We start from the raw sequence: 17624 nt of genomic DNA on the forward strand, positions 1-17624 counted from the left end.
CCGGGCTCAGCCCGTGGTGACGAACTCGGTGAGGACCCGGGCCAGCAGACCGGGGTCCTGCGCCCCGCACAGCTCCCGCGCGGAGTGCATCGACAGCCCTGGTACGCCCACGTCGACGGTGGCGACTCCCAGCCGGGCCGCGGTGATCGGGCCGATCGAGGTGCCGCACGGCATGGCGTTGTGGGAGACGAACGGCTGCCAGGGCACCTCGGCGCGCTCGCAGGCCGCGGCGAAGGCGGCGACTCCGGTGCCGTCGGTGGCGTACCGCTGGTTGGCGTTGACCTTGACGACGGGGCCGCCGTTGGGGAGGGGGTGGTGGTCCGGGTCGTGGCGTTCGGCGTAGTTGGGGTGCACGGCGTGCGACATGTCGGCGGAGACGCAGAAGGCGCCGGCGAGGGCCCGGTTGAAGTCCTCGGCGCTGCCCCCGCGCGCGGCGACGGACCGGCCGAGCACCCGCTCCAGCAGGGGGCCCTGGGCGCCCGACTGGGAGCCGCTGCCGACCTCCTCGTGGTCGAAGGCGGCGAGCACGGGGATGTGGGCGGGTGGCCGGACGGCGGTGGCGGCGGCGACCAGCGCGGTGACGCCCGCGTGCACGGAGATCTGGTTGTCCAGACGCGGTGAGACGAGGAACTCCTCGTCGGCACCGAGGTAGCCGGGCGGCTGGATGTCGTGCAGCATCAGGTCCCAGCCGAGGACCTCGGCGACATCGGTGTCCGCCTCGGCGGCGACCCGGGCGAGCAGGGCGCCGGGCCGGGCGGGGCCGAGGCCCCACAGCGGGGTCATGTGCTGCTGCGGGTCGAGCACGACGCCTTCGTTGACGGTGCGGTCGAGGTGGATGGCTAGCTGGGGCACGCGCAGCAGCGGCCGGTCGACGCAGACGAGGCGGCTGGATCCGTCGCGCAGCGTCAGCCGGCCCGAGATGCCGAGGTCGCGGTCGAGCCAGGTGTTGTGGGGGACGCCGCCGTAGATCTCCACGGCGATCTGCCGCCAGCCCGCGGAGCCGGTGTCGGGCTCGGGCTTGATCCGCAGGTTCGGGGAGTCGGTGTGGGCGCCGACGATCCGGAACGGGGTGCGGGCGGGGGCGCCCGCGGGGACGTACCAGGCGAGCAGCGCTCCGGCGCGGACGACGTATCGGCCGCCCTCGGCACCCGCCGTCCAGTCGTCCGTCTCGCGCAGCTCCTGGAAGCCCGCCTTCTCCAGGCGCTGGGCCGCGTTCGCGACCACGTGGTAGGGCGAGGGGCTGGAGCGGACGAAGGAGAGCAGATCGTCGCTGTGACTGCGGTCATGTGTGGGGGACATGGGCGCTCACGCCTTTCGGAGGGGCTGGAGAGGGTTGAGGAGTGAAGCGACGGGCGCGTCCGGCCGAGTGCACAGTTCGGCGAGGACGGCCTGCCAGTCGTCGAGCAGCTCCTGAGCCGTGGCGGGGTCCCACAGATCGGCGGAGTACTCCAGGAAGGTGCGGTAGCCCTTGGCCGGGTCGCGGCGCGGGGCGAGACCGAAGGAGAGGTCACCGCGGGACACGGGCGGGGCGAGGTCGTCGACCTCGACGTCGAGTCCGGGGATCTCGATGTCCGTGTCCAGGGAGTTCTGGAAGGCGATGGTCAGCGGGAAGCGCTCGGGCACCGCGCGGGCGCCGCTCTCGCGCAGGGCGCGCACGATCCGCGCGGTCGGCAGGACGTGGGCCGTCGCCTCCAGGGCGCCGGCGCCGGTGCGCTCCACGAGGGCGCCGCGCGTCTCGTCCGGGTCGGGCGTCACCCGGACGACCACGCCGGTGGACGTCAGCGCGACCATCGACTCGAACGCGCTGCGCTCGCGGTGGGCGTACGGCGTACCCATCGCGATGTCCCGCACCCCGGACCGGCGGGCCACCAGCACGCCGAGCGCCGTGGCCGCGACCCCGAAGGGCGTGGTGTGCCGGGCCGCGGCCAACTCCTCGACGGCCCTGCGCAGTTGACCGGGGGCGGTGCCGCGCAAGGTGTCGCCGTGTCCGCTCGGTACGGCGGGCCGGGCCCGGTCGCCGGGGATCTCGACCGCGGCCGGGATCCCCTTCAGATACCGGGTCCAGTACGCCGTCCTGCGGGCCTCCTCGGCGGGGTCGGCGTGCTCGCGCTGCCAGCGGGCGTAGTCCGTGCACTGCGCGGCCGGTTCGGGCAGACCGTGCGGGCGGCCCGCGGCGGCGGCCGTGTAGAGCGCGGCGAGCTCGCTCAGGAGGAGGGAGAGGGACCAGCCGTCGACGCAGATGTGGTGCACGACGAACATCAGCGTCCACCGGTCGGGCGCGACGCGCAGCAGCCGCAGCACGGGCAGCGCGGGGTCGGTCAGCGTGATGGGCGTCGCGGCGGCTTCCCGGCACAACTCCTCGGCGCGCGCGAGCCGTTCGGACTCGGCGGGGATGCCGGTGAGGTCCTCGACGGGAAGCGCCGGGGGCGGCACGTCGAGAACCTCCTGGCGCCAGCCGGTCCCGTCGTCCTTTCCCTGCGACGGGACCGGCTGCCCGTCTCCGGGTGCGAAGCGGCACCGCAGTCCGTGGTGCCGGTCGAGCAGCCCGGCCACCGCGGTGCGCAGCGCGGCTACGTCCAGGGGGCCGGTGAAGCGGATCCGGGTCGGGATGTTCCACACCTCGGGGCGGGGCATGCTCAGGACGCCCGCGATCATGCGGGCCTGCTGGTCGCTGACGGGCGCCGTGTCCACCACGGTCACGCCCCGGGGTGGCGCGAGCCGGGCGGTCATCGCCCCCAGCGTGGCGTCGGCGAAGAAGTCCGCCAAGGGGTATTCCACGCCGAAGCTGTCCCGGACCCGGTTCACCAGTCTGATCGCGCCGATCGAATTCCCCCCGAGTTCGAAGAAGTTGGCGTCCGGGGTGAGATCACCGACCGGGCCGAGGGTGTGCTGCCAGAGGGTACGGAGCCGGTGGGCGCCGTCGGGGACGCCCGGGGTGACGGAGCCCGGTGTCAGGTCGCCGACCGTCTCCGCGGCGCCCGCCGTCATGCCGGCCAGCACGCTCTCCAGACGGTCCAGGCACCCCCGTGCCGTCGCCTCGTCGAACAGGTCGGCGTCGTAGCGGAGGCGCAGGCCGAGGTCCTCGTCGGGGAGCCGGGTCGCCATGAGGGCGAGTTCGAGGGGCGCGGACTCGGTGCCGCCGTCGAGGGGGGTGGCACGCAGGCCCGGCAGGGCGAGGGCGGTCAGGGGCGCGGTGTCGAGGTCGGCGGAGACCGTGACGAGGGGGCGCGGGTTGCCCGGGTCGGGGTGGCGGGCCGCCGACAGGGCGTCCAGGTCGACGTGTTGGCGGGCGTCGGCGGCGAAGAGCGTGTCCCGGGTGGCGCGTACGGCGTCGGTGAGTGCCGTGCCGTCGGTCAGGGTCCCGCGCAGCGGCAGCAGGGACACGTGGAAGCCGACGGTGTCCCGCGTCTCGGGGGTGCGGCGGCCGAAGGTGGACCCGATGACGAAGTCGTCCTGTCCGGCGTACTGGCGCAGCACGATCCGCCAGGCGGTGAGCAGCGTCGCGAACAGGGTGACCCCCTGCCGCCCGCTCCACTCCCGCAGCCGCCCCGCCCGCTCCGGGCCGAGCCGCAGCCCCACGGCCCCGCCGCGTCCGGCGACGGTGCGGGTGCGCGGCCGGTCCGTGGGCAGTACGGGCGCGCCCGGCCCGTCCCCGAGGTGGGCGCGCCACCAGTCCAGGTCGTCCGCTTCCCCGGTCACCGCGATCGTGTCGAGTGTGCTCCCGGCGGCCCGCTCGAAGCGGGGCGCGCGTCCTTCCAGCGCCGCCCGGTAGAACTCCCCGAGGTCGGCGGCGACCAGCGCCGCGGAGTGGCCGTCGGTGACGAGGTGGTGCATGCCGAGGATCAGCGCGTGGTCGTCCTCGGCGAGCCGCAGCAGCCGGGGCGTGAACAGCGCCCCCGACGCGAGGTCGTACGCGCGGGCGCTCTCCTCCCGCAGGGCGGCGCGGATCACCTCGTCGGCGTCCCGGCCCCGGACGTCGTCGACGATCAGGGCCGGGCATGGCCGGTCCCGGTCCTCCCGTACGACCTGGAAGACCCCGTCTCCCCCGGCCACGAACGCGGTCCGCAGCCCGTCGTGGCGGCGGACGAGGCCGTCCACGGCGGTCCGCAGGGCCCCGGCGTCCAGCCGACCCCGCAGCCGTACGCCCTGGATCTCGTTGTACGCGGCCGGGTTGGCGAGCAGCGTGGCGGCGAGCCAGAGGCGGCGCTGAGCCGGGGTCGCGGGAGCCCGCCGTTCCTCGGGCCTCTTCGGCGTCTTCGGCCTCTTCGGCTCCGTCGGGGGCTCGTGGTAGCGACGGCGCAGGACGTCCAGCTGCTCCAGGCCCGCCCTCATCTCCTCAGGCGGCAGCCCGAAGTCGACCAGGGCGGCGATCTCGTCGACCCCCGCGGCCCGCAGCGCGTCGACGGTGGCCGCGCAGGTGTCCGGCGAGCCGATGAGGGCCCGTTGGTCGCAGTAGCGGTCGTAGGCGCGGTCGAAGAGGTAGGCGAGGTCGGCCTCGCTCGCGTCGGCCACGTCCTCGGGTCGGCCGCCGAGGGCGCTCGCGGCGGAACGCATCTGGAGGGAGGAACGCAGATAGCGGCTCATCGGCTCGCGCGCGGCGGCCCGGGCGGCGGCGTGGTCCTCGGCCAGGTGGGTGTGGAGCAGGACGGTGACGCGGCCCGCGTCGGGGTCGAGGCCGGTCTCGGCGCGCAGCCGGCGGTAGTGGCGGATGTTCGCCGCGAGCTGTTCGACCGTCTGGTTCATGAGGTTGGTGACGACGCCGAGGTCGCGGCGGGCCGCCTCCTCGTACGAGGCACGCCGCCCGGATGTCGCCAGATACATCGGCGGCAGCTCCTGCACGGGTCGCGGATGCAGGCGTACGTCGATGGGGTGCCCTTCGCCGGTACGGCGCGCGACGCTCTCGCCGCGCCACAACCGCCGTACGTCCTCCAGGTGCTGGAAGGCGATCTCGGTGCGGTCGGTGAAGCGGTCGGGGTGCAGGGCGAAGTCGCTCGCGTGCCAGCCGCTCGCGCAGCCGATGCCGACCCGGCCGCCGGAGAGGTTGTCGGCCACCGCCCACTCCTCGGCGATCCGCACGGGGTCGTGCAGCGGGAGGACGACCGAGCCCGCGTGCAGACGGATGCGGCGGGTCTCGCGGGCGAGCGCGGCGGCCAGCACGGACGGGTTGGGGAAGAGGCCGCCGAAGGAGTGGAAGTGGCGTTCGGGGAGCCAGAGCGTGCTGAAGTCGTGGGTGTCGGCGAAGCGTGCGGTCTCGATCAGCCGTTCGTAGGCCCCCACGCTGTCCTCGCCGTCGGGGTGGTCGCCGAAGAAGTAGACGCCGAAGTCGGGGGCGGGCCGCTCGGAGGCGTCGCCGTGACCGTGACGTCGGCCGTGGCGGGCCGTGGCCGGGAAGTAGCCGCCCGCGCGCAGCTCCCGCAGCGAGTCCTTCACCGCGTCCGTGATCCGTTCGACGTCGGTGTCGGTGTGCGCGGTGGAGAGGTAGAAGGAGCGCCACTCCCAGACGTAGATCCCGCGCAGGAGGAGGTGGTGGTAGAGCAGTTCCATGTCGGCGCGGTGGGTGAAGCGGAACATGGACCCGAAGTGGGCGGTTTCCAGGGGGAATTCCTCGGCGCGGAAGAAGTCGTCGAGGTCGGCGGCGAGCGCGTCGGTGCGGGCGTTCAGCGTCCGCTGGAGCTCCGGGCCCCGCTCCTTGAGGTGGGTGAGGACCGCGCGGGCGGCGGCCATCGACAGGGGGTGCTGGATGTACGTACCGCCGAAGAAGGTCGTGTCGCGCGTCGGGCGGCTGTCGTCCCCGTACCGCCAGAAGCCGCCGTCGATGCCGTCCATGAGGTCGGCGCGGCCCGCGATCGCGCCGATGGGGTGACCGCTGCCGAGGGCCTTGCCGTAGGTGGCCAGGTCGGGGACGACGCCGTAGTGGTGCTGGGCGCCGCGGGGGTGGGGGCGCAGGCCGGTGAGCATCTCGTCGAAGAGGAGGACGATGGCGCGCCGGGCGGTCAGCTCCCGCAGCGCGCGCAGGAAGGCGACGGGACGCAGGGCGGGGTCGCGGCACTGGACCGGTTCGACGAGGACCGCGGCGATCGTGTCGCCGAGTTCGTCGATGACCTCCAGGCTCTCCTGGCTGCCGTATTCGAGGACGAGGAGTTCGGACACCGCGCTCGCGGGGATGCCGCGCGAGACGGGGACGGCGTGGCGGCCGTCGGGGCCCGGGCGGCCGAGGACCGAGTCGATGTGGCCGTGGTAGGAGCCGCGGAACATGACCACGCGGTCGCGTCCGGTGGCCGCGCGGGCGAGCCGCAGGGCGGCGGAGTTGGCCTCGGTGCCGGAGTTCGCGAACGCCACCCGCTCCATGCCGGTGAGTTCCGCGAGCAGATCGGCGGCCACGCCCGTGTCCTCGGAGCGCGGACCGAGGCGCAGTCCGCCGGCGAGGTGTCGGCGGACGGCCTCCGTCACCGGGGCGGGCTCGTGGCCGAGCAGCAGCGCGCCGAAGCCCATGGTGATGTCGGTGTAGTCGTTGCCGTCGATGTCCGTCAGCCGGGCCCCGTGCGCCGAGCGGGCCGCGATCGGGTACTGCATCTCCTTCGTCACCCGCCGGAAGCCGACCACGGCCCGGCTGTCCGCCAGCACCGTCCGGTGCCGCTGGGCCAGCTCCTTCGACGCGCGGGTGCGCTCGGTGAAGCGGCGGACCAGGTCGTCGGCATGGGCCCGCTGAGCCTCACTCGCACCGGTGCCGGTCATGCCGGAGTCAGGGGGGAGGGTGACGTGGGGGCCGTGGTGGAGGGGTGGCCCGGCGGGCGGCTCGACGGGGTGCCCGGCAGGCGGCTCGACGGGTTGCCCGGCCGGCAGCTCGGCAAGTTGCCCGGCCGGCGGCTCGGCAGGTTGCCCGGCGGGCGGCTCGGGGCGGTGGCGGGCCGCCGTCAGGAGTTCGTCGAGTCGTCCGGAGACGGCGACGGTTCGGGCGACGGCCTCGGCGCTCGCCCGCGATTCGGGGCTGGTCCCTACCGTGGTCATCCCCCGACCTCCTTGCGGCCCTCGGCGAGCAGGGCCACGGCCTCGGAGAGCTGACCGAGCATCCTGGTCTGGGTCTCGGCGAGTTGGCGTATCTGACGGGCGAGTTCCTCGACCTCGGCACGGGTGGCGTAGACGGGTTCCTCGTCCGGGGTGACATGCACGGGCTCGTCGTCCGGGGTGACGCCCGCAGCGTCAGAGACCGTCCCCCGGCCGGTCCGCTCCGTCCGCTCCGTCCGCTCCGCTATCAACCGGGCCGCGAGCCGTGGAGTCCCCGCCTCCTCCAGGATCTCCCGCATTCCGATCTTCACCCCGAACTCGGCTTCCAGCTGTCGCACCATTCCTATGAGTTGGAGCGAGTCCGCGCCGAGCCCGACGAACGTCCGCTCCGCGGTGATCTCCTCCGGCGCGTATCCGAGATGACGGGCGCTGAGCGCCAGCACCCGTGCCAGTACGGCCTGTTCGGTCATGCCGTCCTCCGTCCTGCGGTCGTCGGCCAAGGGGGTGGGCGGCGGTCCTGTCCAGTACGACCGGTGCTGGAAGGGGTACGGCGGCAGCGGGATCCGGCGGCCTCCGCTGCCGTCGAGCAGGGCCAGCCAGTCGAGCCGGTGGCCCGCGCAGTGCAGCCGGGCCACGGCCGCCCAGAGGGTGCCGAGGCCACGGTCGCCGCGGCGCTGGGTGGGGACGGCGGCGATGTCCGGCCGGGCGCGCCGGACGAGCAAGGTGAGGGGCGCGTCGGGGCCGATCTCCAGATGGACCGGCCGCCCGGGTGTCCGCTCCAGCGTGCGCAGTACGGCGGCGAAGTCCACCGGCCGTCGGGTCCCCCGTACGAGGTGGTCGGCGTCCGGCAGCCAGCCCACCGGGTGCCGGACCCCGTCCGGACCGCTCACGAACTCGGTCCTGGTGGGCCGCAGTCGTACCTTTCCGCAGGCGTCCCGGAAGTCGGCCAGGACGGGGTCGAGCAGGGCGGTGTGGAACGCGCGGTCCACCGGCAGGGGCTCCGCGGGCGTGCCGCGTTCCGCGAGCCGGGCGCGGGCGGCGGCCACCGCCTCGGGCGGTCCGCCCACGACGTACTGCCCGGGCCCGTTGACGACGGCGAGTTCGAGGCCGTCGATCTCGGTGACCAGCCCCCGTACGACGTCCTCGGCGGCGAACACCGCGAGCATGGCCCCGGCCGGGGTGCCGTCGCGCATCAGCCGCCCCCGCCTGCAGACCAGCCGCAGTCCGTCCTCCAGCGTCAGCGCTCCGGCCACGCACAGGGCCGCGTACTCCCCGGCGCTGTGTCCGGCCACCGCGACCGGTTCGACGCCGAACCGCCGCCACAGCCGTGCCTGCGCGACTTGCAGGGCGAAGAGCGCGGGCTGTGCGAAGGCGGTGTCCCAGACCCGCGCTCCTTCCGGGTCCTGGGCCCGCGCCGCCTCCGCAGGACCACCGTCGGCGCCGCCCAGCAACCGGTCGAGGAATCCCTCCTCCCCCGTCTCGTCCCGGTGGATCCGCGCGCACTCCTCCAAGGTGCGGGCCACCACCGGGAACCGCTCGGCGAGCGCCGCGCCCATCCCGTCGTACCCGCTGCCCTGGCCGGTGAAGAGGAACACCGGTCCCGTGCCCGCCTCCGCCCCGGCGACGCCGTTCGCGTACGCCCCCGCCTCGCCCCGTACGAAGGCGTCCAGCGCCGTCGTCGTGTGGCCGGCCGCGGCGGTCACCACCAGTCGGTGCTCCAGGTGCCGTCGCCCGAGCGCGGTGGTGAGGAGCAGGTCGGCGGGGTCGGTCCCGGGATGTTCGGTGAGGTGGTCGCGGAAGGCCCGTGCGGAGGCGAGGAGCGCCTCGGGGGTGTGGCCGGACAGCGGCAGCAGTGCGGGGGCCTGCCCGCGGTCCGGCGGGCAGGGGGCCGGGGTCGGCGCTTCCTCCAGGATCACGTGGGCGTTCGTCCCGCCCATCCCGATGGAGTGCACCCCGGCCCGGCGCGGACGGCCCTCCCCGGCGGGCCAGGGCAGCGCGCTGGTCGGCAGGACGAAGGGGCTCCCGGTCACGTCCAGGGCCGGGTTGGGGCGGGTGTGATGGACCAGCGGCGGTATCTCCCCGTGGCGCAGCACCAGCACCGCCTTGATCAGCCCGGCCAGCCCGGCCGCGCTGTCCAGGTGGCCGATCGCCGGCTTCGTGGAGCCCAGCGCGCAGAACCCGGTGCGGTCGGTGTGCAGCCGGAACGCCTCGGTGAGGGCGGCGAACTCGATCGGGTCGCCCTTGAGCGTGCCGGTGCCGTGCGCCTCCAGGTAGCCGAGGGAGTCGGCGGGCACCCCGGCCGCGCGCAGCGCGCCGAGCACCGCGTCGCGCTGGCCGGTGGAGCCCGGCGCGGCGAACCCGGGGCGGTCGGCGCCGTCGTTGGTGACGGCGGACCCGGCGATCACCGCGTACACGGTGTCGCCGTCGGCGAGCGCCTTCTCCAGCGGCTTGAGGACGACGGCGGCGACGCCGTTGCCGCCGACGGTGCCGTCCGCGTCGGCGTCGAAGGCGCGCACGGTCCCGGAGCGCGAGATCGTCGAGCCGCGTACGTGCCGGTGCCCGGTGACCTGGGGGACGTGCAGGGCGGCCGAGGCGACGACCATGAGGTCCGCGTCGCCGAAGTGCAGGGCCTGGCAGGCGAGATGGACGGACACCAGGGACGACGAGCAGGCCGTGGCCACGTTCAGGGCCGGGCCCGTCAGTCCGAGGCGGTGGGCCGCCCGAGGGGCCGCGAAATCGGGGTAGGTACCGACCTGCGCCTGCTTCTGCCGCTGCCAGTCCCCCGAACCCGCCTCCTCCCGCAGGTTGTTGGCGAGATAGCTGTGCAGCGAGTAGAGCCGGTAGCCGGTGCTCCCGCACACCCCGATCCGCACTCCGGCGCGCGGCTGTGCGTACCCCGCGTCCTCCAAGGCGTGGTGGGCGCACTCCAGGAAGAGCCGTTGCTGCGGATCGGTGACCGTGGCCTCGCGGGCGCTCATCCCGAAGAAGGCCGCGTCGAAGCCGTCGATGCCGGGCAGCGGGGCGCTCGCGGCCACGAAGTCGGGCGCGCCGTACTCCTCGGAGGCGAACCCGGCCGCCGCCAGCTCGGCGTCGGTGAACCGCCGTACGTGCGTCACACCCGCCCGGATGTCCCGCCAGTACGCGTCGGGGGTGTCAGCTCCCGGAAACCTCAGCGCCATCCCGACGACTGCCGTACGCACCGCTCGTCCCCTCCTTGCCGGCGCCGTGGACCGCGTACAACCGGAGCAGGTAGATCCCCGCGACCACGAGGGCGAGGCCGTGCGACCAGGCCACGACGGTGAACGCGGAGAACGATTCGAGGGCCGCCGACACACCGATCATGCCGATCCCGAAGCCGAGGTTCTCGACCGTCGCCGTGAGCCCGAAGGCGTGGCCGCGCAGGGTCTCCGGCAGGGTCTGCAGATGCGAGGTGTACGACACCTCGGTGAGCCCGTCCGCGGCGCCCGCGACGAGGGCGATCAGCACGGTCGCCGCCATCGGGAACCCGGCGAAGCCGAGGATGAACGCGGAGGACATGACGATGGTGCCCAGACCGAAGCCGAGCGCGCCGACGGCCCGTCCGGAGCGTTTGGCCCAGCGTTGGATGACCTGTTGCGCCAGGACGTTGCCCAGCGCCCAGAACAGCCAGAAGCGGCTGACGAACGCGGCCGGGTCGTCCGGGTGGAGCGTGCTGGAGTAGACGGGCAGGGCCGCGTTGTGCGAGGAGGAGCCGAGGGCGTCGACGGTGCGCAGACACATCATGAGGCCGAGGGCGGGCACGGTGGCCAGCGCCGTCATCGCCGCCCACACGCCGTGCTTCTCGCGAGGCTCGTCGGGCGCCCGCGGGGGCTCGGGGGCGCGTTCGATGCCCGGCAGCCACGCGACCGCCGCCGCGCACACCAGGAAGCTCGCCGCGTCCACCAGGAACGCGGCGGTGAAGCCGAGCCAGGGCACCACCACACCGGACGAGGCGAACCCGGCGACCATCGCCAGCGAACGGCCGCCCACCATCAGCGAGTTGGCCCAGGCGCGCCGGTCCGCGCCGACCAGGTCGGGGATGGAGCTGCGCAGCGCGACCATGAACACGGTGCTGCACGCCCCGACGGCCGCGGACACCGTGAACAGCACGCCGGTCCGCAGTCCCCCGTCCGGCGTCACTACCAGCAGGAACATGACAACGGCTTGGGCGATATTGGCCCACAGCATGACCGGCTTGACCCCGAACCGCGCCTGTACGCGCCCCGCGACCGTCCCCGCCAGGAACCCCGCGCCCAGCCGCACCGCCATGAACAGTCCGATGGCGAGCGCGCTGTGGGTGGTGGCGTAGACGAACAGGTTGAGCGCCACCATGTTGAGGAAGGTGCCGTACGAGGAGACGGAGTAGCCGGCGACCAGGACGCGGTAGCGCCCCTCGGCCGTCACCGGTGCCGCGCCACGCGCCGTCCCCGGACCGCCGCCCGCCCCCGTCCGCCGCATGGCGGTGCGGCATCGGCGATGTTCACGACCCGGATCAGGTGACGCATGTTCCCTCTTTCCTCGGCGCGGGCGACACAGGTGTCCGGGGGCATCCTCCCCCTGTGGGGCGGAGAGGATTCCTCTTGCCCGGGACTCCCTGAGACGGGACGTCCGCCGGACCGCCGAAAGTTCCGGCCGGCGAGCGCCCGCGCGGGAAGCACGCCCGGAACCTACCCGGTCGGCAGCAACTTCTCGCGTCCGCGCGCCCGGTACTCGGCCAGCAGCCCCTCGATGTCCGGCGCGCGCAGTCTGCGGTACGCCGACTCCCCCGGTGGCCGCCACCACACCGGGTCGGCGCAGCGGAAGCCCTCGCGGCGCAGCCCCACCCGGTGGATCTTGTTGGTGGCGGTGACCGGCATCCGCGTCACGATCCGGACGAAACGGGGTGCCATCTTGGTCCCCAGGTCGGGCTGGGCGAGGAGGAACTCCGCGAAGGCCGACGGATCGAAGCCCGCCCCCTCGCGCGGCGCGATCGCCGCCATCACCTGGTCCCCCGCCACCGGGTCGGGGACCGCGTACACCGCCACGGCGGCGGCGTCCTCGTGACGGGCGAGGATGTTCTCGATCATCGCGGCGGCGAGGTTCTCGCTGTCGACACGCAGCCGGTCGTCCGTCCGCCCGGCGAAGTAGAGGAAGCCGTCGGCGTCGCGGTAGAAGAGGTCGCCGGTCCAGTACCAGCCTCCGCCGCTCTCGGCTTCGCTCGGGCGGGGGGACGCCCATCGGCGGCGGTCGGCGTCCGCGGCCGGGTTGCGCCAGTACCCCTCGAAGGGGTTGGGCCCGCGGTTCACCAACTCCCCTATCGCCTCGTCGCCGTTGAGAAGCCTCCCGTCCTCGGCGAAGACGGCGGGCGGACACTCGGCTCCTGTCTCCGGGTCGACCACCGCGAGGTCGTCGCGGGGTGCCGCCCGCCCGATCGCGCCCGCCGGGGCGCCGGGCGTCCACTGGATGGCGGCGCCGCCCTCGGACGAGCCGTACCCCTCCACCAGCCGCACCCCGAAGCGCTCCTCGAAGGCGGCCGCGTCCACGGCCCCGGCCTCCGTCCCGAAGCCCATCCGCAGCGGGTTGTCGCGGTCGTCGCCGCGGGCGGGCGTGGCCAGCAGGTACTGCACCGCGCGGCCCACATAGGTGAAGTACGTCGCCCCGCAGGCCCGTACGTCCGTGAGGAACCCCGACGCCGAGAAGCGCCGCCTCAGCGCGATCCCCGCGCCCGCGGCCAGGGCGGGCGCCCAGTCGGCGATCACCGCGTTGCCGTGGAACATCGGCATGCAGATGTAGTGCGTGTCGTCCGGGCGCACCCCGAACTGGTCGACCAGCGAGCGCCCGGCGGCGGCCAGCCGGCCCTGGGTGCAGATCGCCGCCTTGGGGGCGCCGGTCGAGCCGGAGGTGAAGTAGAGGAGGAGGCGGGCGTCCGGCGACACGGAGGGCGCCGCGTCCGGCTTCGCGCCCTCGTACGGCGCGAGGAGTTCCCCGTACGCCTCGGTGTCGGTGACCAGGACGCGTACGCCAGGCAGTTCGAGGCCGTCGAGGAGGGGCAGATGGGTCCGCTCGGTGACCAGGACACGGCACTCGGTGTGCAGGATGTCGCGGGCCAGTTCGGGGCCGCGCCGGGTCGGGTTGATCCCGGCCACGGCGGCACCGGAGAGGGCCGCCGCGCTCAACCACAGTGGATATTCGGGGGTGTTGTCGAGCAGCGCCCCGACGTGCGGCGCGGCGCCGGGCGGCAGCAGGTCGGCGAGGAGCGCCGCCCGCGCCGCCGCGCCCGCCGCCACCCGGTGGTGGCTCAGCACCCGCCCCTCGAACCACAGTCCCGGCCGGTGGTCGCCCCACCGTTCCTGTACGAGTTCCGCGACGGTACGCCTCATGGACCCCATGGGGGCGCACCATAATTGACGCACCGTCAGAAGGGGAGCCCCGTGCCCTCGAACTCGTCCCCTCCGCTCCCGGCCGAGTCCCACATCGAGAAGAACTCGTGGACGCCCACCATGAAGCCGATGCAGAAGAGGACGATCACCGTACAGAAGACGAGGGTGAAGACCGCGCCCGCCGCCAGCAGGCCCCGGCTCGGCGCGTGGGCCGTCGCCTTCTCGGGACGCTCGGCGATGTAGTGGACGGGGACGATGTCGCCCTCGATGATCGTCGCCGGGCCGTTCGGCTCCTCGAAGCGGACGGTGCGGCCGTCACGCGTCATGAACTCGTACACGTGGTGCAGCGTCGTGGAGACGGACGTGTCACCGCCGCCGCCACTGGTCGTCGTGTACGCCCGCAGACAGCGCCCCTCCGCGATCAGTCCGCTGTCCCACGCCCGGTTGATGTCCAGCGACCGGCGGACCACCACGACCGCCATGAAGATCGCCCCGACCATGATCACCGCCGGCACGGCATAGAAGAAGACGTCCATGACATTCCCCCGTTGTCCGGTACAGCTCCACGCACGCCGTCATGGTCATGTCGACGTGCGTGGAACCTACCCGTGGGGGGTGCGCGAGCTCCTCAAGAGAGGCTCAGAACATTTCCGGCCGGGGCACGCTCAGAACGTGACGTCCGCGCACGAGTAGAACGCGTTCGCGGTGTCGGCGATCGTCCACACGCCGAGAATGACGTGGTGACCGCTCAGCCCGGAGGGCAGCGTGCCGGTGTGACTGAACGTGGACGGCGGGCGCTGCCCGTTGTACGGGACGGTCAGGAACGGGGTGGTGTTCAGGTCCGCCCTGGTCAGTGCGTGGTTCTGGTTCCAGCCGGACTTGGTGACGAAGTACTTGAAGTCGGTCGTGGCGTGCACGGCCGTGAACTGCCAGCGGAAGGTGTAGCTCTGCCCGCCGGTGACCTTGGTCGTCGGCCAGGCCGCACCCGAGGGGGTCTTGGGCTGGTCGAGCTGGCTGAAGTTGGTGTGGTTCGCGGAGCAGATCTGTCCGTCCGCGGGACCCGCCGCCGGGAAGCCCTTAGGGCCCTCGACGCTCTGCGGTTCCCACTGGATGTCACCGCAGCCCGCGACACTGCCGCCGTTGGCGGCGCACAACTTCTGCCGGCTGAGGGGCTGATCGGTGTAGCCGTGAGCGTCGGCTCCGCCGGTGGAGAGCACGAACGTGCCCGCCGTGGCGAGGCCCACGACAGCGGCGTACAGCTTGACTTTCCTGCTGGTACGGACCCTTGCCGCGGGGATCCTGGTCGTCCGTATGCGCATGCTGCCGCTCCTGGAGGACGTGGGGGAGGTTCTCGTGAGCCGTGCGCGCGATTTTCAGGTCTAGACCAAGTCCCAGATTATTGCCGCAACTTGAACATGTCCAGACCAATAGCCGAGCTCTCGGTCCCCGTCACGGCCCCGCTGCCGGCCCCCCGTCACGGCGAGGAGTCCCTGCGCCCCGCGTAGAACGCCACCGTCAGGTCCTTCACCAGCGCTTTGCGCTCGTAGTCGTCGAGTTCGACCAGCCCGCGCATGGTCAGCCGGGTCACCGTGTCCTCGACGGAGTCGACGACGGAGGTGAGCACGGTGTCTCGGTGCTCGGCGTCCAGGGTCGCGATCCGGCGGCGCTGCATCACGGCCGCGACCTCGGGGGCGTACTCGATCCGGGTCGGCTGCGCCGAGAACACCTCCAGGCCGACCGGCGCGGTGTCCGCGGCGATCATCCCGGTGAGCACCTCGCCGACCACGTCCGTGTTGCGCAGGGTCGCCACGTCCTTGATGACGGCGGGCGGCGCCTCGGCCGGCAACTGCGAGAGCATCCGCGACATCGCCGCCTCCACACACTCGCGCAGATACGTCTCGTGGTCCTCGACGCCGAGCACGGCCCGCGCGGTGTCCTTGACCCGCCACACCACGAGCACCACCACCCGCAGCGCGACCCCGTTCGCGTCGACCACCGACATCGGCTCACTGCGCCAGTGCCGCAGCCGTACGTCGACCCGGCGCCGCAGCACCATCGGGTTGATCCACAACAGCCCGGTGCGCCGGACCGTGCCCCGGTAGCGGCCGAAGAGGCCGAGCACCCAGGCGCCCCCGGTCCGGCCGCGGGAGAGCCCGCCGAACCCGAACAGCCCGAGCGCGCCGGCCCCGGCGTACGCGGCCCACTGCGCGGGGCCGAGCCCGGCCCCCGCGTACCAGGGCAGCCCGATCACCCTCGCCGCGCTGTGCGGCAGCACACCCGACCACCAAGTGGTGAGTACACATCCGGCCACCCCGCAGGCCCCGGTCAGCACACCCGCCACTCCGGGCAGCACCCGTGCGGGGCGCTCCACCAGTTCGGGGTCGACCTCCGGCACCGGGCGCGGGGCCCTGCCCAGCACGGGGCGCCGGATCCGGGGCTGTTCGCCCGTGCCACGCCGCCGCCCCACCACGGCGGGCGAGAGCGGCACGGACACCGGCTCGGGGTCGTCACGGAAGAGCAGATGGACGGGGATCTCGGTGGTCGCCTCGTTGTGGATGAGCCGGGCGGACCGTGAGGCGCCGCCGCCCTCCGGCGTCCCCCCGGACTCCGGGGTGGGTGAAGTCGTCGTACTCATAGCTGCCTCCATGCCTCCGCGCGTGGAAGGGTGATCCCGGCCGGGCGACGAGCCCTGGTGCGATTCCTGGTGCGAGCCGTAGTGCGATGCCTGGTACGAGCCTTGGTGCGATTCCTGGTGCGAGCCTTGGTGTGAGCCCTGGTGTGCTGCCCGACGCGTTGCCTAGTAGGAGCCCGGGTGCGAGCCGTGGTGCGAGCCCTGCCACCCGGGGCTTCACGAGAAGAGCCGGCGCCAGGTCTCCGGCCCCGGACTGCCGTCCGCCGCGCCGCCGCGCCAGCCCTGCGCCCGCTGGAACGCCTCGACGCCCCGCCGGTCCGCCTCGCCCCAGCGCGGCCCCGGGCCCGACGTGTCGTACGTGCCGAACCCCTTCTTCACGAGTTGCTCGCCGAGCCGGGTGACGAACTCGTTGTCGGCGCCGGGCCGCAGCAGTTCGCGCCCCGGATAGCCGGGAACGGACGGGGCCGAGAATCCCTTCGTCCCCGCTCCGCCCGCCACCGGGGTCCCCGGCACGGACCTCCCCGCCGCCGGAATGTCCCTGCCCTTCCTCCCCACCAGGTGGGACCAGGTCTGCGGCCCGGGCAGCCCGTCCGCGTCCGTGCCCCGCCAGCCCTGCGCCCGCTGGAACGCCTGGGTGGCCCGCCGGTCCGCGTCCGACCAGCTCGGTCCGGGTCCGGTCGAGTAGAAGCGGTCCGCGCCGCGTTCCACGAGGAGCCGGGCCAGCCGGGTGACATGGGAGTTGTCCGCGCCCGGGCCGAAGAAGGACCGGCCCGGGTAGCGGCTGCTCCCCGCCCCCGACGCGGAGACGCCCGCGCCGCTCGTCTCCTCGGCCAGTCCCTTGTAGCGGTAGGGAACATAGCGGCCCGAGTTGCTCCAGTAGGCGTACGGAGCGGACTGCCCGCGGGCGTGCGGGCTGGTCTGTTCATAGGCGAGGTAATAGGTGTGGGTGTAGTCCGACCAGCCGCCGAAAAGGACGACGTGCGAGCCTTTCTGCGGATCCGCCGAATTGTGGAACAGGAGCATGTCGCCGGGCTGCAACTGGTCGCGTGAAATGCGTACGCCGAACGTGCTGAGGCTGCCCGTCCATTCGTTTCCCGGCAGGTTCCAGGCCATCGAGACGAAGCCCGAGCAGTCCTGCCGGTATCCGTCCGGCCAGTACTCGGTGTTGCTGTACGGCACCCGCGAGGCGACCCACTTCTTGGCCCGCTTGATGATCGCCGCCCGGGTGGTCGCGGGGAGCTCGCCCCCCGCGCCGGGCTGCGCGGGCCCCGCCGGGCCCCCGTCGGGGCCGTGCAGCGGGGCCTGGTCGCCCTGCGGGGTGTCGGAATCGTCACCTCGGGGGTCGCCCGGCCGGTCACCTCGGGGGTCGCCCGGCCGGGCGGGTCCGTGCGCGGCGGCCACAGCCGGTACCGGCTGGCCGGCGGCGAGGACGGTGCCCGCCACCGCGGCCAGCAGCAGCGCGCCCCGCGCCGCCGGGTGTCCCACGGGCCCGGGGAGTGAGGAAGGGGGAATGACGCGCCGCCAGTGCACGCATCCGGGGCAATCGCAGTCGCTCGCGGGATCGAATTCCTCGAATACCGGAGCCTCCATGAGATTCCCCTCACACCACA

At 73.6% G+C, this 17624-nt stretch carries 9 protein-coding genes; all 9 read right to left on the minus strand.

Annotated features, from left to right (window positions below; translation table 11 throughout):
* Positions 1-6: 6 nt before the first annotated feature.
* Positions 7-1299 carry a M18 family aminopeptidase gene (locus ACZ7M2_RS06435; protein ID WP_352046998.1) on the minus strand — a complete coding sequence of 431 codons (1293 nt, stop codon included), beginning with the start codon at positions 1297-1299 and terminating at the stop codon, positions 7-9.
* Between the two features lie 6 nt (positions 1300-1305).
* Positions 1306-7008 carry a MupA/Atu3671 family FMN-dependent luciferase-like monooxygenase gene (locus tag ACZ7M2_RS06440; protein ID WP_471594359.1) on the minus strand — a complete coding sequence of 1901 codons (5703 nt, stop codon included), beginning with the start codon at positions 7006-7008 and terminating at the stop codon, positions 1306-1308.
* Entirely contained in the window at positions 7005-10205 is a 3201-nt protein-coding gene (locus ACZ7M2_RS06445; protein ID WP_471594360.1) for a type I polyketide synthase, read from the minus strand. Before ACZ7M2_RS06445 ends, ACZ7M2_RS06440 begins: the two co-directional genes overlap by 4 nt.
* On the minus strand, positions 10159-11481 hold the full coding sequence (locus tag ACZ7M2_RS06450) for an MFS transporter (RefSeq protein WP_471594361.1): 1323 nt from the start codon (positions 11479-11481) through the stop codon (positions 10159-10161). Before ACZ7M2_RS06450 ends, ACZ7M2_RS06445 begins: the two co-directional genes overlap by 47 nt.
* A gap of 209 nt (positions 11482-11690) precedes the next feature.
* A complete protein-coding gene (locus ACZ7M2_RS06455) occupies positions 11691-13391 on the minus strand; it encodes an AMP-binding protein (protein WP_471594362.1) in 1701 nt (566 codons plus the stop codon).
* Positions 13392-13417: 26 nt separating this feature from the next.
* Positions 13418-13918 carry a hypothetical protein gene (locus ACZ7M2_RS06460; protein WP_471594363.1) on the minus strand — a complete coding sequence of 167 codons (501 nt, stop codon included), beginning with the start codon at positions 13916-13918 and terminating at the stop codon, positions 13418-13420.
* A 129-nt stretch (positions 13919-14047) separates the two neighbouring features.
* Entirely contained in the window at positions 14048-14701 is a 654-nt protein-coding gene (locus tag ACZ7M2_RS06465; RefSeq protein WP_054235554.1) for a lytic polysaccharide monooxygenase auxiliary activity family 9 protein, read from the minus strand.
* Positions 14702-14856: 155 nt separating this feature from the next.
* Positions 14857-16017 carry an SPFH domain-containing protein gene (locus tag ACZ7M2_RS06470; protein ID WP_471594364.1) on the minus strand — a complete coding sequence of 387 codons (1161 nt, stop codon included), beginning with the start codon at positions 16015-16017 and terminating at the stop codon, positions 14857-14859.
* Positions 16018-16230: 213 nt separating this feature from the next.
* Entirely contained in the window at positions 16231-17604 is a 1374-nt protein-coding gene (locus ACZ7M2_RS06475; protein WP_471594365.1) for a peptidoglycan-binding protein, read from the minus strand.
* Positions 17605-17624: the final 20 nt, after the last annotated feature.

It is taken from the genome of Streptomyces sp. NPDC111507 (genome assembly GCF_055638955.1).